Raw genomic sequence first — 25867 nt, forward strand, 5'->3', positions numbered from 1 at the left:
TGCGTTCGGTTGCGTTGATCCCATGTGGATTAACGCATTTTTTTTGAACTAAACGGATCCGATAAGGTTTAAGAATAATTATTCATAATAATTTACTTTTATTCCAAATAAATCTTTGATTTGTTAAAATCAACCTAGAGTTTGTGAAGTAGTACACTTAAAGTAACGGACGGAATAATTCAAGAAGGAAGAACTCACATTTATATTGAATTATATAGGTAAATCCTGGCTTGTATTTTTCTTAATTAGGGTGATGGGATTGGATAGCCCCACAGTAAAAAGGAAAGGAAACTGAATGATAACTCCTTCTAAGTTTGTGAAGAAAAATACCTAAACGAAACGGGTGCGATTTCGAAATAAGGGCAGTCATTTTTTTACTAACGAAGCATTTTGTTTAGAAGGATAACCAATTGTATTACTGTATGCTACAGCTTCAATATATTTCGTTTATACGGTTAGAAGCGGAGGGATAAATGAAAAGTTCGGATTTTCAGTTAAAAAGTCGTGGAATGATTACAAGTGATGATATAAAACATTATAACAATCATACACAAGTTGAACTATTGGATTTGCTTAAATCCAAAGAAGCATACAAAAGAACTGTTGCTGTAAAATTATTATCAGAGATATTTGGTTTGAACGATGACTTGATTTGTATATTACTTCAAACCCTAACACAAGAAAAAAACTTTATACAAAAATTGAAATATGTGAAGCACTTTCAAAAGGTGGCATTCAGTCTGCAAAGATTATGGTCGAATATTTGGGACAGATAGGAAATAATCAACATAGAGTATTACCTACAAATGGTTTCTATAAGAAAAGTTATCCTTTACCGAGAGATATTATCGCCCGAACTTTAGCTCATATGAAAGAAGATATTCTATCCGTTTTAATGGGTGTTCTTAAGTCAAATAACACTCTTGCAATTAGAGAAGTTATTGATGCAATAGGTTTCATTTGTTTTTACAACAAAATACATTATAATACTCAAATTGTTGATGAACTTATACTATGTTTAAAAAAGAATTACAATGATGATATTATTCGATGGAAGTTAGTTAGAGCTTTTGAAAGTTTTAACGACAACAAAGTGACCAAAACACTTTTGGATATCAAACAAAACGATAGTAAACCGATTATAAGTTCTGAAGCTAAAAGGTCATTAAGTATAATAAATAACCGTAGTTTGCTCAACTAAGAGGTGAGTAATACTTATCGGATTTCCTCAATTTAAAGAAGAATTAAAAATAGTAAAAGAATTATCTTAGTTTAGAAGGATAGTTGTTTATTGTAGTTACATTTTTAGGCTTTTTAAGTTTAGATTGTCTTTTAGGATGGGTATTGAGTTTAGGCTTATTGTTTAATTTTGCTTGACTTGCTTTTATTTTTTTAACAATCTTCTAATTTAGTTGAATCATAAAGGAGTTTTAACGGTGTTCGGACCAGTCAATAAAACATGGATAAAAGGGGTAATATGTTTATTTTTAGCCTCTTTATTTATATTTACAGATGATTTTGTCATTAGGAAATACGGATATGATTCAACAATATTTGAAATTTATAATATCATTTCTCTTATTCCATGGGTGCTTTTTATATACTATATTGTTAAATTTAATATTGGATTAATTCGTAATAAAAAATAATATTTCATAATTTTTTATTTAACTGGGCGATAGCAGAACAAAGTTGTCGCTTTAAGGAAGAAATAAAACTCCATTTTCAAGCTAATGCGAGAATGGATTATATTTTTTCAGTATAATTTTCTATTGTCAAAACAATTTCTTCAAATGTATATTTATGATTTACAACATCAACTGTAAAGTCTTGTTCTTCATCAATCCCCATTGTCCATTGATAATGGTTTATTTTCAAGAAAACAATTAATGAAGCAAGGGCTGTACGTTTATTCGAATTATGAAAGGAATGGTTTTTAGCTATGGATTCAAAAAGGGCAGCTGCTTTCTCAAAGATGGTGGGATAAGCATCTTTTCCAAACGCGGATTGTTTTGGACGGTTAATAGCGGAATCAAGTAAGTTTGGATCTTTTACCCCTAATGGTTCATCTGGTGATTATAAACGAATTTGTACAGTATTTATAGTAATGACTTGGTTTGTGGTTAGATAAATAATCTCGTCCATTATCTGTTCACTAACCCTTTGAATGCTTTGTCATGTTCATTAATGACATCATTTAAAATATTCATGAATTCAGCATCAACACCTTCAGGAAGTATCACTTTCTCATAATGGTAGAAACCCTTCTTAGCTAATGGGGCATTTCTTCAATAAGGAATGCTGTTTTTTCTTTTTAAAAGTAACGAAGAAGGTTAGTTTCAAAGGTTCCTTAAAAGTATGGATATAAAAAATATGAAACTTAAAAAAACAATGGGTATCCAATGCTTAGGGCACCCGTTTAAACCTTTATTTTACATGAGCGCTGTTTGAAGTAGATATTTAACACTTCTTCCCCTTTTGTTATCACGATGAAATTTCCTTTCAAACCTTCATCCATTTGGCTGCAATGAAACCTGCTTCTGCAACAGGGGACGAGTTTCTACGTTCCATTTCTAATTTCTAATTTCAAAGCTTCATCATACGTCATAAAATCTTCAGTTGATAAGTATAGTCCATACTGAAAAGAATTCGGTTCATATGAATATAAAGATTTAATTTCCTCAGTTGTAAAAAAACTTGCGTTTCTAAAAACGCTTTTTTCATCGTTTCTTCCTTTTTGCTGGTACATTTTTCCCCAAGGACTATTTTTACCAATAAATCCTGCTACAAAACGCCCACCTTTTTTTAGTACTCGCATCGCTTCGCATATAACTAGTTTTGGTTTAGTCGCAAATTCTATTGTTATATTTGTAAAAACTAAGTCAAAGTGTTCATCTTCAAAAGGGAGATGATGAAAATCGCCCTCTAAAAAAGTAATCTTATGTTTTGCGTCGCTAGCTTTGTTTCGCGCTTGTTTAATCATTTTAGAAGAAATATCAATTCCTATTACATCTAATCCGTATTTAGCAAGCTCCAATGAATAAATGCCTGTCCCACAACCTAGATCAAGAGCTACTTCGCTTGCTTTAGGTTGGGCTAGATTTATGAGAAGATCCTTTTCTAACTGATCAACGAAATGACCAAGAGTGGTTTGACACCATTCATCATAAGTATCAGCGGATTTGTCAAATAGTGCCATAACAGCATCACCACCTAAAAAAAGTTAATTTTTCGCAACACTTGTGTAAGATCAGATGATCTATTTTTAGAAGCTCAACCAAAGCCCGGTGAACAGGACATTAATGATATATTTTTTGTTTCTATAAACGGGAACTCCTTTTTTATACGCTTGACATCATAATTTTGCCATTGTGGGCAATTACATGTTTTTCTAGTTATTATTTTTATCATACCATTTATTAAAGAAGGGGGTAAATGATAGTGGAGCTTCATCAGTTAAAAACCTTTAATATAATTTCCCCTGTTCCATGGGTGTTTTTTATTTACTATGTTGTCAAATTTACTATTGGATTAATTTTCAATAAAAAATAATATTCATATTTTTATAATATAGCCGAGAACACTCGTGATTTTAATCATGAGATGAATCGGCTTCGGACAAGGCGTGTCTTGGGACACGTCAATTGTACGACATACTTAATTCTGTAGTTAGAAAAATAATCTATTTTGGAACAAATATCCTCGATTAAATCTAGGACATATGTTATTATACACCTAATTAAACAGAACATATGTTTGAATTAACGAGTAGTAATCAAAAAGTTTCCTAGTTAAAAAGAGTTGAAGGCGGGGTGAATTAAAAATGAAGGTGAAAAAAGCATACAAATTTAGAATCTATCCTACCAAAAAACAAGAAATTTTAATTGCTAAAACTATTGGTTGTAGTCGTTTCGTCTATAATTACTTTGTAGGAAAACAAAAACAGCAAGATGCGTATTGGCATATCGTGAATGAAATGGTTCAGAATGGTCAACTTCCCCAAAATAATTGGAAGGGTGAATGTTTCAATAAAAACAAATCGATAAAAGCCCTTCCTGAGCTAAAGGAATCATATCCCTTTTTAATAGAAGTCGATAGTATTGCTCTTCAAAAGTCTGTTGAAATTGTCCACGATGCTTACATAAGATATTATAAAAAACAAAATAATGACCCTCGTTTTAAATCTAAAAAAAATCCTGTTCAATCGTACACAACAAAATATGTGAATGGCAATATTGCTGTTTTAGATCAGCATATTAAACTTCCTAAACTTGGCCTTGTACGTTTTGCAAAAAGCAAAGAAGTCAACGGTAGTATTATGAATGCTACGATTAGGCGAAATGCGACTGGCAAATACTTTGTATCTATTCTTGTAGAAACGGAAGTACAGCCATTAGAAAAAACAGGCTCGGCAGTGGGAATTGATGTAGGACTTAAAGATTTTGCTACACTTTCCGATGGTACAGTATACGAAAATCCAAAGTTTTTCCGCACATTGGAAGAAAAATTAGTAAAAGCACAGCGTATTCTTTCTAGACGACAAATAAATTCTTCTAATTGGCATAAACAACGTGTAAAAGTCGCAAAGATCCATGAAAAAATCACAAATGCAAGGAAGGATATGCTAGATAAAATCTCAACTCATATTGTCAAAAACCACGACATCATTGGGATTGAGAATTTGTCGGTAAGCAATATGCTTAAAAATAGAAATCTTGCCAAAGCAATTAGTGAAGTATCGTGGTCACAATTTAGAACGATGATAGAATACAAAGCCAAATGGTATGGAAAGCAAGTAGTAATCGTTGCGAAAACTTTTGCTTCCAGTCAACTATGCTCAAATTGTGGACACCAACATAAAGACGTTAAAAACCTTGCTTTGCGTGAATGGACATGCCCAATGTGCAAATGCCATCACCAACGAGACCTTAACGCAAGTATCAATATTCGCAATGAAGCATTGCGATTAACCGCAGGAACTGTGGAGATAGCCTAATCTAATAGAAACCGATAGGTTTCTGTACGTAGGAATCTCGTGGCTTTAGCCATGAGAGGGTTCAATCAACAAACGATGGCGAATATTAGTAAAATAATTTGAATAATTTACATATTTTACCTATAATAAATCTGTTAGCCGAGATTTGTTGAGCCAAGTTGAGAAAAGGAGAGACGAGAAAATGCATAAAACTGAGTTATATGCGCAATCGGGAGTCGCGATGACATGTCGCTCTTACCAAGAGTATAAAGAAATGTTTATGTTAAAAGAAGGCTTGTTAAGTAATGGGAAGATTCTTGATATTGCATCTGGGGCTTCTTCATTTACTGCTGAATTAAATCAAAAAGGAAATGAGGCCATAGCAGTTGATCCTTTATACACCCTTACAAGTGAAGAAATTTATGATCTTGGAAAAAAGGAAATTAAAATAGCCTCTCAAAAGTTATCCCAAAATGAAAATCTTTTTATATGGAACAATTATAAAAGTCTAAAACATCACGATGAAATTCGAGAATATTCTTTAAATAAGTTTATAGAAAGTTATCATGAAGATCATAATAAAGAAAAATATATTGCTGCAACCTTGCCGTTCCTACCTTTTGATAATGATACGTTTTCGTTAGTTTTCTGTAATCACTTTCTATTTTTATATCAAGAGCAATTTGATTATAAATTTCATTTAGATGCGATTATTGAAATGATAAGGATTACACAAAAAGGTGGATTAATATTGATATATCCATTAGTTGATTTTAAAAATAAAATTTACCAACATTTAGACAAACTCATAGATGAAATAAACGAAATCGGCATAAATGCTAAAATTAACGAAACAAAATTTCAATTTCTTCCATCGGCAACTAACTTTCTAACTATTGAAAAAAATGAGTAAAATGGCGTTAAGTCAACAACCCGTGACTTTAGTCATGGGTTGTTGACAAGAAAAATATATTCGTATAGATGGCTCTATAGAAGATGTTGAAATCATTGCTACGCCTATTTGGTATATGGATAAGCCTGCTTTTTAAGTGATTATCCATGGCCTAATTGCCAACGCTGATAAGGCCTTATATCAAGCTAAACATGATGGACGAAATTGCGTTCGAAGCTCTGAGTAGTTATTTTGAGGATTGAAAAAGAAAAATGGAACGGCTTATTAGATTTTCTAATTAAGACCGTTCCTTTTTTATACCAGTTGAAATGATTGTACTTTTCTATAAGAATGCTAAAAAATTATTATTTTTGATAGGTATACAACAGTAGTAACCGTAATCATGCTACATATAGTCGTTAATAAAACAGCTTGTGCGGCATATTCAGGATGATTTCCGTATTCCAAGGCAAAAAGGGAACTATTCCTTGAAGTAGGAAATGAACTTGCAATAAACAACGCTTTAGCAATGGTACCTTCTAAACCTAAAAGTAAAATTGTGACATATGCAATACAAGGTGCCAATAGGAGTCTGCAAACAATTGTTAGTACCAATGGAGTGGAAAACTTATGGACTTTTATAAATGCACTCTGTGCTCCAAGGGTAACGAGAGCTATTGCTAAAAAGGCATTTGATGTATTTTCTATTGGTGCCCAAATAAATTCTGGAATTTTTATAGATGTGGTTTGCAGAAAAATCCCTAACAAAAAGGCGTAAAACACAGGATTCTTTAAGAATATCCTTATAGCTTGGAATCCATTTCTATCAATAGATACAGAATTAAATAATCCATAAGTATACGTGAGGAAGTTTTGGAAAATCATGACAATAATTTGAATAGATAAGCCTAACGGATTGTGCTGAAAAACAAGTTGACTCACAGGTAATCCAAAGTTTCCGGAGTTTATTAATACAACACTATTTTTAAAAGCTGCAGATAACCCGTTCTCAAATTTAAATGATTTCGAAATTCCAACACTTACGCAAATCATAAATAAAGCTTGTAAAGCAAGAAAGCTAATTATATAGAAGAGTTGTTTACCACCAATTTCACTCTCATAGATATTTGCAAAACATACGGCCGGCATTAGTAAATAATTATTTAATTTAGACAACGTACCCATATCAAACGTGAATTTTCGATGGAGAAATGCACCGACCCCGATCAGTAAAAAGACTGGAAAAATAACTTTTAATAAAATAAGAAATAAAATCTCCATGACATCCTCCCCCTTAGCAATTTAATTATAAAAAGCCTAGAAACTTTATTAAAATACAAATAAGCTATCGAGAGTCATTCGAAAAATGAATACACACAAAGCAAAAAGCATAGGCAATGACCTATGCTTTGATTAAATATCATTTTTAAAATCCAATTTTTTAACAACTTCTACAAACTCTTTCACTACTTTTAGTTCAAGAGATTCCTGATGGTATAGCATCCATGTTTTCCTTACAAGTGGTTTCCCTTTATCATCTTGCAAATTAATATGATACAAACTTGAATCCTTCTCAACAAGGACGCTAGGCAGAATGCCATACCCTAAACCATTCATTACCATTTCTTTGCATGTATCGGCTTTGTCAACTTCCATCCCAATCATAGGAGGTGCAGAAAATGTACCAGTCCACCAATTATCGATTATTGATTTTAATGTGGGATCGGTGTCGAATTGAATTCTAGGCATGGACGGTAAATCCTGAAGCTCGATTTTTTCTTTTGAAGTGATACAAATGTTTTCTTCAAATAGAAGCTGCTTTGAATCTCCCCAATGATAATCTCCTCTCACAATTCCAATGTGAACTTCACGATTATAAACGTGTTCAAAAACTTCACGACTCCATCCTGTTGTAACTTTATAGTTTACTTTTGGGAACTTTTCACGAAACAGCTTTAATAGACCGGGCAGCTTATGTCTTGTAATGTAATTAGAAACTCCTAATCGTAACGTCCCAGTGATCTCATCATCCATGTTTTGGACGGTTTCTTTAATTTGACGAAGACGGCCGAGCATTTCATCTGCACATTTCGCCAAATATTCTCCTTGTGGTGTAAATTGGACTCCTTTGGCCCCTCTACTAATAATAGCTTGGTCGAATTCCTTTTCTATCTGTTGGATTCTCTTCGTTAACGAAGGTTGTGAAATATATAAACTTTGTGCTGTTTTCGTAATGTTCTTTTTTTCATATAATACTTTTACTATTTGCCAATCACGTTCATCCATATGTTCCTCCGTAAAACTTTATAGGCTGAATTTTTCTTTAAAATTTATGATTGTAACCTATTATCTCGTGTAATATTTTATTATTCAAATAATGTTTTTACAAAAAGAAAAAAGAATTGACAATCATAAACAACATTATGTTTGCTATATTTTATACATTCGTGGCAAAATCGAGATAAAATGGGGAATGTGAAAATACGAAACGAAACATTAGTACATGGCATGCAAAAAAATTGCTGTTTGAAAGAAAAAGGATGTGTTATGAATGGCATCAAGCATAAAATCAGCTATACAGCTGAATCATGTTTATTACTCCATTGGAGAAAAACATATATTAAAAGACCTTTCAGGTGCTTTTTTTGAAGGGGAAATTACTACTCTAGTAGGCCCTTCAGGAGCAGGGAAGTCAACTTTGCTTAAATTGTGCAATGGGCTCACATCTCCTAGTTCGGGAGAGATATATATTCAGGATAAGCTAATTACAAGCTATGATCCAATAAAATTGCGGAGGCTAGTAGGAATTGCTCTTCAAAGTGCGCCCATGATTAGTGGTACAGTATTACATAATTTGTCATTGCCATTGGAGCTGCAAGGTGAAACATTAGCTGAAAAGAATGCCATTGAATTATTGAAAGAGGTTGGCTTGGAAGGAGAGCTTTTACATAGAAACATTAAAGACCTATCTGGGGGACAACGGCAAAAGGTATCGATTGCACGCACACTTGTAAATCGCCCACAAATATTATTACTTGACGAAATTACCTCAGCACTGGACCGCATTTCACAAAAGGAGATTGAAGAACTTATTATTGGAATTAATAGAAAGTACGGAACAACGATTGTATGGATTACCCATAACCTACAGCAGGCGTTGGATGTTGGTAGTTATACATGGGTGATGATGGAAGGGGAAGTGGTTGAAATGGGAAAAAGCAATTTGTTACATTCCTCTGAAAATGAGCGGGTGCAGCAATTTGTGAAGGGGGAATGGGTATGAGTATCGTAACGTTATCGATTGCACTCATTTTTGTTTTCATTCCGCTTTTTCTCTCGAAAACCCTTCGATTGGGGCTTGAAAAGGACACGACGATCGCAGTAGTTCGCTCCGTTATTCAATTATTCGCAGTCGGTTACATCCTGAAATTTGTGTTTGATGCGGAAAGTATTATTTATATTTTTCTGATGGTTGCAGTAATGATTATCGCAGCAACGCAGAATATTCGAAAGAAAGGAAAAGCTATACAAGGAATCACATGGAAAGTGGCTGTAACATTAGTTTTTATAGAGATAGTAACACAGATAATATTGCTTGGATTACATATTATCCCGTCAACTGCTCAATTTATTATCCCGATAAGTGGAATGGTGATTGGAAATTCTATGGTGTTATCTCTATTGTTTCTCAATCGATTTATTGCAGAAATAGAATCCCATGAAGAGGAAGCAATTTTAATTCTTTCCCTCGGGGGTACACCAAAACAGGCAATACACAGACAACTCATAAGTTCTATCAAAGCGAGTATGATCCCTACCATTGAAAGTCAAAAAACAATTGGCCTTGTCCAACTGCCAGGCATCATGAGTGGTCAAATAATTGCTGGTGCGAACCCTGTTCAAGCGGTACAGTTCCAATTGCTCATCCTATTTCTGCTTTTAACCACAGCTGCGGTGACAAGTATTATGCTAGGTTTTCTATCTTATCCAAGCCTATTTAACAAACGGATGCAATTATTAAAAATACGCTAATTTCAGGCCTTTAGGCAAATATGATTCATTTTTAAAATTCATAATATTAAGAATTGTATTGACATTAGTGTGCTTGTCTTACTAAAATTAAATGTAGACTATTGATAGAAAATTAACATTAGGAGAATACAAACCATGCAAAATAATATCGAAGAGATATACCCCCGTGTATACAAAGTATCCTTAGGTATACCCGTGCCACTCAAAGCTATAAACATTTATTTGTTTAAAGGTGAAAATGGTTGGAGTATAGTGGACACTGGTTTTCATGATTATGAAAGTGAAGTGGCTTGGCATCAAGTTTTTAAGGATCTAACCATCGATTACCATGAAGTATCGCAAATTATTGTGACGCATTATCACCCTGATCATTATGGGGGCGCGGGTTGGCTTCAAGAGTTAACTGGTGCAAACGTATTTTTATTGGATAAAGAGAAAAAATATTTGGACCAAACATGGCATGATAAGACATTTCCGGCACGTATAAAGCAGTCTTTCATCAACTATGGTATGCCCGAAAACATAGCATTGGCCGTTGAAGAGGAACATATAAGCAGGTACCAGGCTGTGTCGCCACATCCAAAGGAAATTACACTACTGTCGGCTGGTGATGAAATACAAGTAGGTGATTATCGTTTTAAAACGATATGGTCACCAGGTCATACAGAAGGTCTAATGACATTATGGAGCGAAAGTGAATCTTTATTTATCGCAGATGACCTTGTATTACCAAAAATTACACCGAATATTTCTTTTTATGGCCTCGCAGACAATAATCCTTTGAGTGATTTCATAGCTTCTTTACGAAAAATTAGAGATTTGCCGGCGAAATTGACATTGCCGGGACACAGACAAATCATAACCGCCCTTGGTGAGAGAGTGGATGAAATGATTTATCATCATGATGAGCGGTTGTTCAATATAAAAGAGATTATAAAAAGTAAACAAGAAAGCAATGATCAAGGTGTTTCAGGTTGGGAAATTTCAAAGGAATTGTTTGGACCATTAAAAGAGGCTGTTCAACATAGATTTGCATTTGCAGAAACGTTGGCACATTTGGAATATTTGGTTCATTCAAATGAACTCAATAAAATAAAAATGGATGGTAAATATTTTTACTATATTTAAAAAGAGAACGTTATGTCGGTCTATATTTATATACCACCGACAATAACGTTTTTTTGTACTTTATCTGATAAAAAATTCATCAAAAAGTATGGCATTGATGAATTTTTTCATCAAAGGGCTATAATTTTAAAGAATATTACAATTATTATCAGCATTTATTTTAGGTTCATATTTGGCATGAAAATTGCATATTGAATTGGTATGAGTACGATAAACAAAAAGGAGTTGAAGATATGTTTGATTTTAGACCAAATGAAGAACAAAAAGTAATGTTAGAGAAAGCAACGGAAATTATGGGAAAATACGTTTATCCAAATGAAAAATATATGGTTCCCCATCGCGGATTACCGAGTGAAATATTAAAACCATTGCAAGAAATTGTCAAGAAGGAAGGATTATGGGCAGGGCATTTGCCGAAGGAAGTGGGAGGAATGGGGGTTGGCTTTTTATCATTAGGTTTGTTATCTGAAGTGATTGCAAAAAGTCCGATTGGTCCATATGTATTTGGCTCAATGGCACCGGACGCCGGAAATGGAGAAATACTATGGCATGCAGCTACACCAGAACAAAAAGAAAAATACTTATTACCATTAGCGAACGGAGATGTTCGTTCTTGCTTTGCAATGACGGAACCGGAGGTGTCTGGGTCTGATCCACGTATGCTGCAAGGTAAAGCCGAGAAGGTCGGAGATGAATGGGTCATCAATGCAAATAAATGGTATACAACAGGGGCTGTTGGTGCAGCTTTTGCGATTGCGATGGTAGTGACAGACCCTGATAATGACCCCCATCATAGAACAAGCTTGTTTATCGTGGATACAAACAATCCTGGATTTGAAGTTGTTCGTGAGGTGCCTGTCATGGGTGACCATTATCCAGGTGGTCATTGTGAAGTTCGTTTTACAAATTGTAGAGTTCGTGAAGAAGATATGCTTGGGAAACGTGGTGAGGGCTTTAAGTTAGCGCAACTCCGTCTAGGTCCTGGAAGAATAACGCATGCGATGAGATGGATTGGTGTGGCGCGCCGCTGTCTTCAGGAATTAGTAGATTTTGCACAGGAACGACAGGTGGGAGGTACTACACTTGCGGATTCGCAGGTTGTTCAAAATTTTATCGCTGACTCAGAGGCTGAGATACAGGCGGCACGGTTATTAACACTTCAAGCAGCATGGAAGATGGACCAAGGAGACGAAGCAAGATCTGAAGTGTCCATTATAAAGTTTTTTGGAGCAAAGGTGTTGAATGATGTAATTGACCGCGCGATCCAAGTGCATGGAATGTACGGACTTACAGCAAATAAAGTACTTGAAGGCTTTTACCGTGAAGCAAGGGCGGCACGAATTTATGATGGCGCAGATGAAGTGCACAGAATGGTTGTAGCTAGACAGGTATTAAAAGAGAATAAACGATTGAAAGAGGGACGGGGGATTACAGTCTAATGAATAAACAACTGCATAATACAGATATTGACGGGTTAAATTGGGAGGCTATAGCACAATATTTACGAGTAAATATTAGTGGTTTAAGTAATGAGCCCATCGAAGTTAAGAAATTCCCTGCCGGTTATTCTAATCTGACTTATCTAATCAAAATTGGTGAGTGGGAGGCTGTATTAAGACGACCGCCATTAGGGATGATTCCACCAAAAGCACATGATATGGAAAGAGAATACCGAATTCTTACTAAACTTTACCCTGTCTTTCCTCTAGCACCAAAGCCGTATCTGTATTGTGAAAACTCCTCCATTATGGATAAGCATTTCTATGTCATGGAGAAAAAAGATGGCCATGTGTTGGACGAAGAACTTCCGATAGAGTATGGTTCAGCTGAGGTAGTCGGAAAAACCATCTCTGAAGCAATGGTAGAAAACCTAGTTAAACTACATGATATTGATATTGAAAAAGCTAATCTAATGGATATTGGAAAACCTGTAGGATATCTGGAAAGACAAGTACATGGCTGGATTAAAAGATACCACCAATCAAAGACCGATGATATTCTCGGCACAGAGGAAATAGAGAATTATTTAACTGCTCATATACCACCATCACCTAAAGCAACGATTGTCCATAATGATTTTAAATTGAATAATATGATGTTTGATCGAAACGATCCAAGTAAGGTAGTTGGTGTTTTTGATTGGGAATTATGTACCATTGGTGATCCTTTAACAGATTTGGGCTCTGCCTTAGCTTATTGGACTGAGCAAGGTGAGGCAGAAACAGGTTTAACATCTGTAACAAACCAGCCTGGGTTTCTTAGACGCAAGGATCTGATTGAACTCTATGCTAAGAAAAGTAATCGTGATTTATCGAATATTGACTACTATTTGACCTTTGCTTTTTACAAAATTGCCGTGATTCTACAACAAATTTACTACCGTTACAAAATGGGAGAAATTCAAGATGAAAGATTTAAAAACCTTAATATTGGCATTCATAATTTGATGAGTCAAGCTCTCAATGCAAAGAATAAAAGTTTACTAAAATAGTTGTTTGGAACGTGAAAATGTTGTCAAAATTTGAAAGCGTATTCAAATGAGGTTTTCATTTGAGGATTGGGGGAATTGAAATGGAAGGAATCGTAACTGAAAGCAACTTATCGACTTTAAGGAGGACCGTTAAATCAATTGTGAGAGACCATGTTTATCCTATAGACCGTAATGGAGCACCAATTTCTGAGGAAGCAACTAAACAATTACAAGAAAGGGGAAAGCAAGCGGGATTATGGCTCATGGGTACTAAAAAAGAATGGGGCGGGGCTGGTCTTTCTTTTTACAATCGGTCTGTCCTTATGGAGGAAGCGGTCCAACATCGTTATGGCATAAGCAAACCCGCCGGCCAGGCATTTGGAATCGATTTGCCATCCTTCTTAGAAAAATGTACAGAAGAGCAAGTGGACAAATATATTAAACCGACGGTACAGACTGGCAAAGGATGTTTTGTTGCCCTTTGGGAGGAAGTGGAAAACAATTATATTGGGCAATTAGCAACAACTGCAACAAAAGAAGATGATTATTGGGTCGTTGATGGGGAGAAATCCTATGTTGCTAATGTAGATCACGCTGATTTTGGAGTGGTGCTTGTCCACTGTATTGTTGAAAACGAGATAAAACCGACTTTATTTATGATTGAAAAAGATGAATCGATTACCGTTCAAGACACAAAGTTAATGGATGTGCAAAAAGTAAGTCAGTTAACTTTTACTTCTTACAAATTACATGATACCCAAATAGTAGGCGAATTGGGTGAGGGAGAGGCTTTAATAAATCAATGGCTTACTGAATCACAACTAGAAACAGCTGCAAAATGTATCGGAATTGGTAAGTTAGCATTAAATTTAGGGATAGACTATGCAAAGCTGAGAATTACAAGGGGCCAACCGTTGGCGGATTTCCCAACAATCAGAACCATGATTGCCCGTTCAGCAACAGAGCTTGAAGCCGCACGGCAATTAGTAAGAAATGCTGCTAAAAAGCTTGATGACCATGATAAAAGTGCGTCTACATTGATAGCAATGGCCAAACTGCACGCAACGGAGGTGGTCTCAAAAATTATCGATAATGTCTTCCAAATCCATGGAGGCTTAGGCTTTTCGGGAGATGCTCCATTGGAACGGTGGTATAAGGAATTGAGGATTTTACGGCTTAATTATGTAAGTTCAGAAACATTGATAGAAAAAATTGCATTCGAATATTTTGAATAAATTCCGTTCAACCTATGATCAATTGAGATCATAGGTTTATTTTTTATAGAAAATTTGAAAAATTCTTAATAAACTTGTAAGATATTGCTATAACCATACAAATATATTGAAAAAGGAGGGCTTTAAGTCAAATAAATTTCTTTAAAGGGGGATGTAATGATGAATGTCATTTCTGAAGAAGTTTATAACTTGGTTACCAATGAAACCTATTATTCAATCATTCAATCAAGTTATGATGGTATTTATGTTGCAGATAAAGAAGGGAATGGAGTCCTTGTCAATCATGCCTATTCTAGAATAACTGGAATTTCACCAAATGATCTTTTAGGAAAAAATATGAGAGAAGTTGTGGAAAAAGGATTAGTCTCCGAATCAGTAACATTTAAAGTTTTGGAAGAAAGAAAACCGATTACAATCACCCAAATCGTGAATGGGAAAGAGGTGTTGGTGACTGGGAACCCCGTTTTTGATCAAGAGAATGGAGAAATTCTTTATGTTGTTACAAATATGAGGAATATAACGGAATTGAATCAATTAAAGTTTGAATTAAAAAAGTCGAGACAGCTTACGCAAAAGTACTTGGATGAAATTGAGGATTTCAAAAATAAAGAAATCTTTCAAATGCATTTAGATGGCATCGTAGCCCATGACAAAGAAATTATGAAAGTATTAAAGTTATCCCAAAAGGTTGCAAAGGTGGATTCAACTGTTTTGCTACTCGGTGAATCTGGCGTGGGCAAAGAGGTCATTGTGAAGTTATTACATAATACAAGCAACCGTGCAAATAAACCGTTGATAAAAGTTAATTGTGCAGCCATACCAGAGCATCTCTTGGAATCTGAACTGTTCGGTTATGAAAAAGGGGCATTTACGGGAGCGGATAGCCGGGGCAAACCGGGTTTATTCGAACAGGCCAATGGAGGAACGATTTTTTTAGACGAAATTGGAGACATGCAGCTTGATTTACAGGCAAAATTATTAAGGGTTCTACAAGAATTTGAGATAACAAGGGTTGGTGGAAGGCAGTCCATTAAAATTGATGTACGTGTTGTATCGGCAACAAATATGAATCTTGAGCAAATGGTAAAGGATGGGAAGTTCAGGGAGGATTTATATTATCGATTAAATATAGTCCCAATCAAAATTCCACCTTTAAGAAATCGCAAAGCTGATATTGCCCCTTTAGCATACTTTTTTCTAAATAAAACAAATAACCGCTATCAATTTACAAAGAGATTTCACCCTGATGTTATTCATTTTTTTGAACAATATAATTGGCCAGGTAATATCCGTGAAATGGAAAATCTGATTGAAAGACTTGTAGTAACATCAGACCATGATGAAATTAGAATTGATGATTTGCCTGTTTCTGTTCTTGAAAACGGTATCACTAGAAGACCTGAAAAGCTATCATTAAAGGAGATTACTGAAAATCTAGAACGACGGATTATTAAAGAAAGCCTTGAAGAGTATAGGACAACTAGAAAAGTGGCAGACATTCTTGGTATGAGCCAATCAACATTAGTAAAAAAAATGAAAAGATTGGGTATATAAGCAATTTGATTCCTATTTTCATCGCATGATTCTAATAGTGTTCAAAATTGTAATAAATTTATAAAAAATAAAGAAATAGAAATCAATAATTTTCAGGTCCTTTGCCTTTTGACTCTGAAAATTATTTTTTTTGATGTAATCCTATTCTTTGGCACAGTACTTGCATTAATAAATAGTAAAAAATCAAAGGGAAGGGAGTAGCATCTATAAAAAATATGAAAGCGTTTTATTTTGGAGTGTGGAGAACTTTAAAAGGGGTGATTATGTGTTAGTTCAACAAATTCTATCCGGACTTACAGTAGGAAGTTTATACGCGCTTGCTGCTATTGGGCTAGTTCTTATTTATAAGACGTCAGATCTTGTTAATTTCGCTCAGGGTGAAATGGCGATGGTAACAACGTTTGTTAGTTTCACAGTAATGAACGGTTTAGGTTTGGGTTATTGGAGTGCATTCTTACTTGCATTGTTGTTTGCCATCTTTTTTGGAGTATTTGTTGAAAGGGTTTTCATGAGGAGGGTTCAGAATGCCCCAATCATTAGCCAGATTATCCTTACACTTGGCCTTTACATGTTCTTAAGAGGAATCGCAGGAATGATTTGGGGATACGATCCTTACAATTATCCAGTGGCGATTGATGGGAAACCAATTTCGATGGGAAATTTCCTAGTAACAGCAAATGATATTTTTATTTTTGCAGTAACTCTAGTATTGATGCTCATCTTTTTCTTTGTTTTTCGTTACACAACGGTTGGTCTCGCCATGCGGGCAGCTTCGCTAAATAAACAGACGTCAATGCTTATGGGGATAAATGTTAGTGTTATTTTTGCCATCACTTGGGCCATCAGTTCGGTATTGGGAGGGGTTGCTGGCATTCTCATTGCACCAACTACATTTCTTGATCCAAATATGATGGGGGAAGTAGCCATTAAAGCCTTTGCGGCTGCTGTACTAGGTGGTTTCTCAAGCCTGCCGGGTGCTGTAATCGGTGGTATACTAATCGGATTATTTGAGAATTTAATGGGCGGTTATGTATCGGCGGAGCTAAAAAATGCCTTTGTTTTCTTACTCATAATTCTTATTCTTTATGTGAAACCAACAGGGTTATTCGGAGCAAAACAACAGATAAAGAAGGTGTGATGACGTGAAAAGAATATTATCAAACTATAAGCTTATGTCTCTATTTTTGATCATCAGTTTGCTCTACCCTTTCCTGGCAGGTCAGTCATCATCGATGGTTTACCTCGGAAGTCTTATCTTTATTTATATTATTATCGTCATTGGCTTAAATATTCTAATCGGCTATGGTGGTCAGATTTCCATCGGGCATGCCTCATTCTTGGCAATTGGGGCCTATGCTTCAGCTATATTAACATTGAAATTAAGTATCCCTTTTTTAGTTGCATTGCCATTGGCAGGATTTATCACGGCATTGATCGGTTTTATTGTTGGGATGCCGGCTGTTAAATTAAGTGGTCACTTTTTAGGGGTAGCTACATTAGGATTTGGTGTTGCCATTCCTGAAATTTTACTGAAATGGGATGCCTTAACCGGGGGTTTTTCCGGCTTGTTTCCTGAAAGACCTACTATATTCGGATTCACATTTCAAACAGATCTACAAATTTATTATTTAGTACTAGTGATTGGGCTGATTGTAACTTGGCTTGTGCATAATTTAATTGAAGGACGAATTGGTAGAGCATTTGTGGCCATTCGTGAAAGTGAAGTTGCTGCCACATCAGTCGGTATTAATGTTCCTTTATATAAAACATTAATGTTTACAATCAGTGCTTTCTATGCAGGAATCGCAGGCAGCTTATACGCCCATTTTATCGGCTTTATAAGCCCTCACGATTTTAATATAAATATATCATTTCTTGTATTATCGATGGTGGTGGTCGGCGGATTAGCTTCGAAGATTGGACCGTTTATCGGTGCTATTGTTCTTACTTTGATACCCCAGTTTACTGACTCCGTGCCTGGGCTATCGCTAGTGTTAACTGGAGCAGCCCTCATGGTAATTATCTTATTTTTGCCAAATGGCTTGGCTTCCATTCAAACGAAACTATTGCAAATAAACGCAAAACAGGTCAAACAAAAGGAAGCTGCAGTGCTACATGTTCCTGCAAAAGCAGAAAGTGAAGGTAGGTGAATGTAATGTTTTTGGAGTTGAAAAATGTGACGATGACATTTGGAGGCTTGGTGGCAATCAATAATCTTGATTTGTCGATCCAACAAAATCAAATTTTTAGTTTAATTGGACCAAATGGAGCCGGAAAATCAACAGTTCTAAATATAATCTCTAGATTCTATCAGCCTTCTTCGGGACAAATCCATTTTGAAGGTACAGAGATGTTGAAATTAAAGCCACATCAAGTTATCAAGAAAGGGATTGCAAGGAGTTTTCAAAACGTTGAATTGTTTTCGAATATGTCTGTCATTGATAATTTAAAAACCGGCTATCATACCTACCTAAAAAGTGGTGTATTTTCTAGTAGTTTTTTACTTCCAAAAGTAAGAAAGGAAGAAAAAAAACTGCATCAAAAGGCCTTAGAAATCCTTGAAGCCTTTAATATTGAGCACATCGCCAATGAAACCGTAAAAAATTTGTCTTATGGTTTACAAAAGCAGGTTGATATCGCTCGAGCCTTAATGGTAAATCCCAAATTACTGCTTTTGGACGAACCGGTAGCTGGAATGAATCCAACAGAAACGGAGCGCCTAGGAAGGGTATTTCAACGTTTGCGAGATGAGTGGGGAATCACCATCCTCATGATTGAACATGATATGTCGTTGGTGATGGATATTTCGGATCGCATCGCTGTTCTAGAATTTGGGCGTAAGATCGCAGAAGGGATTCCAAGCGAGATTCAAAAAGATCCGAATGTGATTGCAGCTTATTTAGGGGAGAGGGTTGAGGGTGCTTAAACTTCAAAATGTCAAGGTAAACTATGGTAGTGTTGAAGCTTTAAGGGATGTTAGCTTGAATGTACCCGCTGGGTCTATTGTTGCATTACTTGGCTCAAATGGGGCTGGTAAATCAACGACATTAAAAACCATTTCGGGATTAACAAAACCAATAAGTGGTGAGGTCCTTTTTGAAAATGAAGCCATCCATCAACAAAAGCCAAACCAAATTGTTAAAAAACAGATTATTCATTGCCCGGAGGGTCGCCAAGTATTTTCACAGTTAACGGTACTAGAAAATTTAAGGCTTGGATCGTACAGTCGCAAAGACCGTGGGCAAATTAAGAATGACCTTGAGCATGTATTGGAACTGTTTCCACGGTTGAAGGAAAGGCTTTCACAAAGTGGAGGAACGTTAAGTGGTGGTGAGCAGCAAATGCTTGCGATTGGGAGATCTTTGATGGGAAAACCTAAATTACTTTTATTAGACGAACCATCTTTAGGGTTAGCTCCGTTAATAATAGCAGAAATATTCAAAATTATTAAAAATATAAACAAATATGGAACATCAATTTTATTGGTTGAACAAAATGCCAACCTTGCCCTTTCCATCTCAGATTACGCCTATATTCTCGAAAATGGAAAAGTTGCATTATCTGGAAAAGCTAATGAACTCAAAAACAATGAAAAAGTTAGTGAGTTATATTTAGGGATAAAAGCCTAGTAAACTATAATCCAATATTAATAAGGGGGAGTAAAAAGTGAAAAGAAAAAGTTTTGTAATGTTATTTAGTTTGTTGTTAATGATTGGCACCATCCTTACTGGCTGCGGTGGAGGAGGAAAAGAAACTTCAACAGAGGCTCAAAATTCTGCAAACAAAAGTGGGGAAACATCAAGTAAGCAGTATTCGCAAGGTGTAACAGATAACACAATTAAGATTGGGAACTGGGCAACACAATCTGGACCAGCTGCATTGTACGGTCCAATCGCAAAAGGAATCGATGCTTACCTAAAATATGTGAATGACCAAGGCGGAGTGAACGGTAGAACTTTCGATTTTGTTACTTATGATGAAGAATATCAACCTTCACGAGCTGTCTCTATTGCCAGAAAGTTAATCCAAGAGGATAAGGTTTTTGCGATTGTTGGGAACGACTGTACATCCTGTAATAAGGCTGCATTACCGTTATTTAAGGATTCAGGAGTCCTCGTAGTTGGCGTTTCAAGTGGTTCTGATTTATTTGTTAATCCTGTAACACCAAATATGTTTGGATTATTAACGAATTATGCGGTTGAAGGTCGTATTTTTGCAAAATATGCCGTTGAAGACCTTGGAGCAAAAAAAGTTGGAATTTTCTATCAAAACGATGACTTTGGTAAGAGTGGTTATTTAGCTGCAAAAGACGAATTAGCTAAAATAGGAGCGGATTTGGTAGCGGAAATTCCGTACAATTCTACGGATGTTGATTACAAATCCGGAGCAATAAAAATGAAGGAAGCAAAGCCAGATGTAGTCTTATCTTTCTCCATTACGAAACCAACAGCTTCAATAAAAAAGGAGTTACATGATGTAGGCGTAGATGTTCCGTTTATCGTAACGGGTGTAACGGGTTCCGATAATAGTATGTTCAAGCTTGCTGGTGATGCGTGGACAAATGTTTATAGCTCAAGCTGGTTAAACCTTGTTGGCAGTGATGATGAAAAAGTTAAAGCCTATGTAGAAACACTTAAAAAATATTATCCGAATGTAAATCCAAGTGGACCAGCACAATGGGGTTGGGCCGAGGCTGAGGTATTAGTTGAAGGGATTAAAAGAGCCGGAGACGATGTAACTTGGGAAAATGTTATCAAGCAACTTGAAACAATGGATAAATGGAATGAAGGAATGGCCTTTAACGTCACTTATGGTCCAAATAATCACTATGGATCAACTTCCGTTTTTATGATTAAAGACCAGGATGGGCAAATGGTTAAACACTCCGACATTTTAACCTATGAGGTTGGAAAATAATGAATAGAAAGGGAATTCAATTCCCTTTCTTATCCTTACAAAAAAGGGGAGAACTTCATGAGAAAAATAGCCGTTTTAGGTGCCGGTACAATGGGCAGCGGGATTGCCCAGTTATGTGCGGAGCATGGATATGATGTTTTGCTGTTTGATAAGGACATAATTGCCTGTGAAAAAGCAGTACAAAAGATTTCTATGTTTTTGCAGCGTTCAACAAGACCTAAAAAAACTGAAGAAGAAATCAAAACTATTTTAGAAAATATCAGCATCACATCAGACTATAACGACTTGGCCGTAGCGGAATATGTAATAGAAGCAGTTACGGAAAAAATGGAGATAAAAAAAGAAGTTCTTAAGAAATTAGAGGAAGTATGTAGCGGGGAAGTCGTGTTCGCTACAAATACATCTGGACTAAATATAACAGAAATGTCAGCCGTATTAAAAAATCCAGGAAGATTAATAGGAACTCATTATTTTTACCCACCACCAAAAAATCAGCTTATAGAAGTTATTCGCGGTTTTCATACAAGTGGGACTACTGAAAAGATTGCCAAAGAGTTTGTAGAGTCATTGGGGAAAAGAGCAATTTTTGTCAAAAAAGAAGCACCATTATTTGTCTTTAATAGAATTATAGTACCTATGATTAATGAGGCTATCCTTGTACTTGAAGAAGGAATTTGTGAAAAAGAAGAGATTGACGATGCCTTAATGATTGCAGGTGGCCATCCTGTTGGTCCTTTGGCTTTAGCGGACCTAATTGGCTTAGATACACTTCTTCATGTGATGGATACAATCTTTGTTGAAACAGGTGACCCGAAGTATCGCCCGGCTTCCCTCCTTAAGCAAATGGTCCGTGCCGGACTACTAGGGAAAAAATCAGGTAAAGGTTTTTATGAATATACACAAGTTGATAGAGCAGTTTCACAAGTAAAGGAAATAAATGCTGTAGTAAATCAGAATTTGAAAAGAAAGGGGAGGGAAGGATGAAAGCACCTACATTTGATTTAACTGGAAAAGTTGCCCTTGTAACTGGAGGAAGTAAAGGTATTGGGTATGCAATGGCGGAAGCATTAGGTTTATATGGTGCCAAGGTAGTTATTTCAAGCCGTGGCAAAGAAGAAGGAGAATTAGCTGCTCAAAAGCTGAAAGAGCAAAATATCAATGCATATTATATCCAATGTGATGTTACGAAAAAGGTGCAAATTGAAAGTCTAGTTGAACAAATTGTAAATGAATATGGATCACTTGATATTTTAATTAATAATGCAGGTATGAATATAAGAAAAAAATTAATTGATATCGATGAAAGCGATTGGGATACAGTACTTGGTGTTAATTTAAAAGGCGTTTTTCTTGTTGGCCAAACAGTTGCAAAACAAATGATGAAACAAAAGTATGGGAAGATCATCAATGTTTCTTCTATTTTAGGGTCAATTGCAATGCCTATGCAGACTTGCTATGCAGCTAGTAAGGGCGGAATCAATCAGATGACAAAAATTTGGGCCGATGAATTAGCAGAATACAATATAACTGTAAATGCCATTGGACCAGCTTATATTAAAACCCCAATGACAGAAGAATGGCTTTCAGATCCTGAAAGACACCGCAATATTCTTCAATCAAAGATGATTAAGAGGATGGGAGAAGTTACAGATTTAATTGGTCCTGTTGTGTTTCTAGCTTCAGATACATCTGCTTTTGTGACAGGGCAAATTCTTAATATTGATGGGGGTTGGACAGCAAAGTAGTAGAAAGCAATTTCAGAATGTGAGGTGGAACAGGTAGTGGAAATTGTGAAGGAAACCCACTTTGGAAGAGAATTAAGAGTTTATAAGAACCGTCCAAACAATCTTACTGAACTATTAAGCTCAACCGTTGATAAATTTCCTGAAAAAGAAGCGTTAGTCATGGGTGGAGTTCGCTTAACATATAAAGAAATGTTCGAAAAGGTTGAAAGCATTGCAGGAAATTTACAGCAATTATATAACGTTGGAAAAGGTGACCGAATTGCACTGTTACTTGGAAATTCAATAGAATTTGCATTATTAGTGTTTGCCTGTGCGAGGATTGGTGCGATTGTTGTCCCTTTAAACACGAGATTAAAATCTGAAGAACTTGCTTTTATGTTGAGTCAATCTGAAACTAGTATATTATTTGTAGATGATGAATTCGTAAACCGTGTAGAGGAAATAAAGGGCAACACTTTTACTAATCTTCAATATTTATTCTTAATTGGTTCAGGAAATTCAAAATATAGGGACTATATACCATTTGAAGTGCTAGAGCAAAAGACAACAGTGACGAATGTTATTGTCGACGAAACAGACCCATTATTCATCATGTATACATCAGGTACGACAGGTCTACCAAAAGGGGCAATAGGAAATTATTTAGGTGCCATTCATAGTAGTTTAAATTATGAATATATATTAAAGACAGATCAGCATACAAGAACGTTAATAGCCGTTCCACTCTTCCATGTTACAGGGCTTATTGGTCAGCTTATTCATATTGTTAAAGTTGGCGGAACATCAGTTATTATGCGCAGATATAAGACAGAAGAATATATGCGCTTAATTACGGAGGAAGAAATAACATTTCTCTTTAACGTACCTACAATCTATGTAATGCTAACCTCCCATAAAGATTTTGAAAAGTATAGTTATCATTTTGTGAAGAGTATCGCATACGGTGGAGCTCCAATGTCAGCAGAAACTATAAATATCATACGGAAATATTTTATTAATGCAACACTTCAAAATGCTTATGGTGCAACAGAGACTCATTCACCAGCCACCATCATGCCACAGGTCTATTCTAGTGAAAAAGTAAGCTCAGTTGGATTAACAGTGCCCGTAGCAGAAATGATGGTCGTAAATGAATGTGATGAACCATGTTCATCTGGTGAGGTAGGGGAGTTGCTCATTAAAGGACCAATGGTGATAAAAGGGTATTGGAGAAATAATGAAGCCAATAATTACTCTTTTTTCGGTGAATACTGGAGGTCAGGAGATTTAGCCACAATCGATGATGACGGTTTCGTTTATATTATGGATCGCAAAAAAGATATGATTAATCGTGGCGGAGAAAAGATTTTTTCGATTGAAGTGGAGAATATTCTATATGAGCATCCGAAGGTCTTAGAAGCTGCTGTTGTCGGAATCCCTGACGAAATGTGGGGAGAGATTGTAAAAGCGGTCATTGTCCCAAAAGAAGGAGTGGAGGTAGAGGCGGAAGAAATCAAAGCGTTCGTCTCTCAAAAATTAGCGGATTACAAGGTTCCAAAGGTCATAGAATTTGTATCTGAACTGCCGAGAAATCCAGGTGGAAAAATTTTAAAAAATGTCTTAAAGACCTGGTCGCAAAAAGCGGTTAAACAAAATAAGGGGGTTTAACAATGGAAAATGTTTATATTTTAGGTGGAGCTCGCACTCCTTTTGGCAAATTTGGTGGAAGTTTAAAGGATATTTCTGCAACTGAACTAGGTGTTATTGCTAGTAAGGCTGCATTGGAAAAAAGTAATATAGCTGCAGAAGTTGTGGATAATGTTGTAGTCGGCAATGTCATCCACACTAGCAAAAATGCTTCTTATATTGCAAGACATATAGCTTTACAAACAGGCGTACCAATTGAAAGTCCGTCTTTAACTGTAAATCGCTTATGTGGATCTGGTGTTCAAGCTGTTGTATCAGCAGCACAGGCGATTAAGCTTGGTGAATCTTCCGTTGGTTTGGCTGTTGGGACGGAAAATATGAGTCAAGCGCCACATGTATTAAGAGATACACGTTTTGGATCTGGATTAAAAAGCCCGCAAATCGATGATATGCTATGGGCAACGCTGACAGATGAATACGTTGGTAGCGGCATGGGAATAACCGCAGAAAATTTATCGGAGAAATATGAAATTTCAAGACAAGAGCAAGATGAATTTGCATTACTATCTCAGCAACGGGCATTGTTTGCACAGGAAAGTGGAAGGCTTAAACAGGAAATTACTCCAATTCTAATGAAGAAGAAAAATGGCAAGGAGTTTTTTGTTGAAAACGATGAACATATTCGCGCCACTTCTACAATTGAAGATTTTTCAAAACTGAAACCGGCTTTTAAAAAGGATGGGACTGTAACAGCTGGTAATGCAAGCGGAATTAATGATGGTGCTGGTGCAATTGTACTTGCTAGTGAATCATTTATCAATCAAAATCCTTCTGTTCAACCAATTGCAAAAATTGTTTCATGGGGATTAGCTGGGGTTGATCCAAATTATATGGGTATTGGCCCAGTTCCGGCAATAAAACAAGCATTAGAAAGAGCAAAATTAACAATCGATGATATTGATTTGTTTGAACTTAATGAAGCTTTTGCAGCTCAATATATTGCTGTAGAAAAAGAATTAGGTTTGTCACGAGAAAAAGTGAATATTAACGGTGGAGCTATTGCTTATGGCCACCCAGTTGGCGCTTCAGGTGCTAGAATACTAAACTCATTAATTATTGATTTAGTTAATCAAGGGAAAAAGTATGGAGTTGCCTCTTTATGTATTGGGGGAGGCCAAGGAATCGCTATCATAGTTGAGGCAGTGTAATAGGTTTCTATCAAACTTAGAGAGCAAGATGTTTTTCTTGCTCTCTATCCCTATATATTGGGAACTTAGCTAATAGGAGTGAACG

The 25867-nt window shown here is 35.9% G+C and carries 22 protein-coding genes and 1 pseudogene; 19 read left to right on the forward strand and 4 right to left on the reverse strand.

The genetic code is table 11. From position 1 onward, the window contains the following. Nucleotides 1-652 precede the first annotated feature (652 nt). A complete protein-coding gene (locus ACNQFZ_RS20825) occupies nucleotides 653-1201 on the forward strand; it encodes a hypothetical protein (protein WP_458413191.1) in 549 nt (182 codons plus the stop codon). Nucleotides 1202-1746: 545 nt separating this feature from the next. Here the strand turns inward: ACNQFZ_RS20825 and ACNQFZ_RS20830 are convergent. Continuing rightward, a pseudogene (locus ACNQFZ_RS20830) lies at nucleotides 1747-2061 on the reverse strand (type II toxin-antitoxin system death-on-curing family toxin); the annotation flags it as partial. A 499-nt stretch (nucleotides 2062-2560) separates the two neighbouring features. Beyond that, complete coding sequence (locus ACNQFZ_RS20835; RefSeq protein ID WP_458413192.1) at nucleotides 2561-3199, reverse strand: class I SAM-dependent methyltransferase; 639 nt, start codon at nucleotides 3197-3199, stop codon at nucleotides 2561-2563. Nucleotides 3200-3823: 624 nt separating this feature from the next. On the opposite strand from ACNQFZ_RS20835, the gene tnpB reads away from it, so the two are divergent. Together tnpB and ACNQFZ_RS20845 are read left to right on the forward strand one after the other, a co-directional pair. After that, nucleotides 3824-4996: an IS200/IS605 family element RNA-guided endonuclease TnpB gene (tnpB, locus tag ACNQFZ_RS20840; RefSeq protein WP_458413193.1), complete on the forward strand. Its 1173-nt coding sequence runs from the start codon at nucleotides 3824-3826 to the stop codon at nucleotides 4994-4996. A 181-nt stretch (nucleotides 4997-5177) separates the two neighbouring features. Then, nucleotides 5178-5888 (forward strand): hypothetical protein, encoded by a 711-nt coding sequence (locus ACNQFZ_RS20845; RefSeq protein ID WP_458413194.1) that lies wholly within the window; start codon nucleotides 5178-5180, stop codon nucleotides 5886-5888. A 333-nt stretch (nucleotides 5889-6221) separates the two neighbouring features. On the opposite strand, the gene ACNQFZ_RS20850 is transcribed toward ACNQFZ_RS20845, so the two are convergent. Further along, entirely contained in the window at nucleotides 6222-7148 is a 927-nt protein-coding gene (locus ACNQFZ_RS20850) for an AEC family transporter (RefSeq protein WP_458413195.1), read from the reverse strand. Nucleotides 7149-7280: 132 nt separating this feature from the next. Next, nucleotides 7281-8153 carry a LysR family transcriptional regulator gene (locus ACNQFZ_RS20855; RefSeq protein ID WP_458413196.1) on the reverse strand — a complete coding sequence of 291 codons (873 nt, stop codon included), beginning with the start codon at nucleotides 8151-8153 and terminating at the stop codon, nucleotides 7281-7283. 265 nt (nucleotides 8154-8418) lie between these two features. On the opposite strand from ACNQFZ_RS20855, the gene ACNQFZ_RS20860 reads away from it, so the two are divergent. The 16 genes from ACNQFZ_RS20860 (at nucleotide 8419) to ACNQFZ_RS20935 (ending at nucleotide 25782) form a co-directional block, all read left to right on the forward strand. After that, nucleotides 8419-9150: an ABC transporter ATP-binding protein gene (locus ACNQFZ_RS20860; RefSeq protein WP_458413197.1), complete on the forward strand. Its 732-nt coding sequence runs from the start codon at nucleotides 8419-8421 to the stop codon at nucleotides 9148-9150. Beyond that, nucleotides 9147-9899 (forward strand): ABC transporter permease, encoded by a 753-nt coding sequence (locus ACNQFZ_RS20865; RefSeq protein ID WP_458413198.1) that lies wholly within the window; start codon nucleotides 9147-9149, stop codon nucleotides 9897-9899. Before ACNQFZ_RS20860 ends, ACNQFZ_RS20865 begins: the two co-directional genes overlap by 4 nt. Nucleotides 9900-10034: 135 nt before the next feature. Next, on the forward strand, nucleotides 10035-11027 hold the full coding sequence (locus tag ACNQFZ_RS20870; RefSeq protein ID WP_458413199.1) for an MBL fold metallo-hydrolase: 993 nt from the start codon (nucleotides 10035-10037) through the stop codon (nucleotides 11025-11027). A 233-nt stretch (nucleotides 11028-11260) separates the two neighbouring features. Continuing rightward, the gene (locus ACNQFZ_RS20875; protein ID WP_458413200.1) at nucleotides 11261-12466 is read left to right on the forward strand and encodes an acyl-CoA dehydrogenase family protein; all 1206 of its coding nucleotides are present in this window, start codon (nucleotides 11261-11263) and stop codon (nucleotides 12464-12466) included. After that, nucleotides 12466-13518: a phosphotransferase family protein gene (locus tag ACNQFZ_RS20880; RefSeq protein ID WP_458413201.1), complete on the forward strand. Its 1053-nt coding sequence runs from the start codon at nucleotides 12466-12468 to the stop codon at nucleotides 13516-13518. Before ACNQFZ_RS20875 ends, ACNQFZ_RS20880 begins: the two co-directional genes overlap by 1 nt. A gap of 80 nt (nucleotides 13519-13598) precedes the next feature. Next, nucleotides 13599-14732, forward strand: coding sequence for an acyl-CoA dehydrogenase family protein (locus ACNQFZ_RS20885; RefSeq protein ID WP_458413202.1), 1134 nt, complete (start codon nucleotides 13599-13601; stop codon nucleotides 14730-14732). A gap of 156 nt (nucleotides 14733-14888) precedes the next feature. After that, nucleotides 14889-16286: a sigma-54 interaction domain-containing protein gene (locus ACNQFZ_RS20890; protein WP_458413203.1), complete on the forward strand. Its 1398-nt coding sequence runs from the start codon at nucleotides 14889-14891 to the stop codon at nucleotides 16284-16286. Between the two features lie 265 nt (nucleotides 16287-16551). Beyond that, nucleotides 16552-17424 (forward strand): branched-chain amino acid ABC transporter permease, encoded by an 873-nt coding sequence (locus ACNQFZ_RS20895; protein WP_458413204.1) that lies wholly within the window; start codon nucleotides 16552-16554, stop codon nucleotides 17422-17424. Nucleotides 17425-17428: 4 nt separating this feature from the next. Beyond that, complete coding sequence (locus ACNQFZ_RS20900; protein ID WP_458413205.1) at nucleotides 17429-18436, forward strand: branched-chain amino acid ABC transporter permease; 1008 nt, start codon at nucleotides 17429-17431, stop codon at nucleotides 18434-18436. Nucleotides 18437-18441: 5 nt separating this feature from the next. Next, the gene (locus ACNQFZ_RS20905; protein ID WP_458413206.1) at nucleotides 18442-19212 is read left to right on the forward strand and encodes an ABC transporter ATP-binding protein; all 771 of its coding nucleotides are present in this window, start codon (nucleotides 18442-18444) and stop codon (nucleotides 19210-19212) included. Then, on the forward strand, nucleotides 19205-19915 hold the full coding sequence (locus ACNQFZ_RS20910; protein ID WP_458413207.1) for an ABC transporter ATP-binding protein: 711 nt from the start codon (nucleotides 19205-19207) through the stop codon (nucleotides 19913-19915). The genes ACNQFZ_RS20905 and ACNQFZ_RS20910 overlap by 8 nt, the downstream gene beginning before the upstream one ends. Nucleotides 19916-19952: 37 nt before the next feature. Then, nucleotides 19953-21203, forward strand: a complete 1251-nt coding sequence (locus ACNQFZ_RS20915) for an ABC transporter substrate-binding protein (RefSeq protein WP_458413208.1) — start codon at nucleotides 19953-19955, stop codon at nucleotides 21201-21203. Between the two features lie 57 nt (nucleotides 21204-21260). Continuing rightward, nucleotides 21261-22187 (forward strand): 3-hydroxyacyl-CoA dehydrogenase family protein, encoded by a 927-nt coding sequence (locus ACNQFZ_RS20920; RefSeq protein ID WP_458413209.1) that lies wholly within the window; start codon nucleotides 21261-21263, stop codon nucleotides 22185-22187. Then, nucleotides 22184-22948, forward strand: a complete 765-nt coding sequence (locus ACNQFZ_RS20925) for an SDR family NAD(P)-dependent oxidoreductase (RefSeq protein WP_458413210.1) — start codon at nucleotides 22184-22186, stop codon at nucleotides 22946-22948. Before ACNQFZ_RS20920 ends, ACNQFZ_RS20925 begins: the two co-directional genes overlap by 4 nt. Before the next feature lie 36 nt (nucleotides 22949-22984). Beyond that, the gene (locus ACNQFZ_RS20930) at nucleotides 22985-24595 is read left to right on the forward strand and encodes a class I adenylate-forming enzyme family protein (RefSeq protein ID WP_458413211.1); all 1611 of its coding nucleotides are present in this window, start codon (nucleotides 22985-22987) and stop codon (nucleotides 24593-24595) included. A 2-nt stretch (nucleotides 24596-24597) separates the two neighbouring features. Next, nucleotides 24598-25782, forward strand: coding sequence for an acetyl-CoA C-acetyltransferase (locus ACNQFZ_RS20935; RefSeq protein WP_458413212.1), 1185 nt, complete (start codon nucleotides 24598-24600; stop codon nucleotides 25780-25782). Nucleotides 25783-25867: the final 85 nt, after the last annotated feature.

The organism is Schinkia acidoalkalinis, assembly GCF_054301215.1.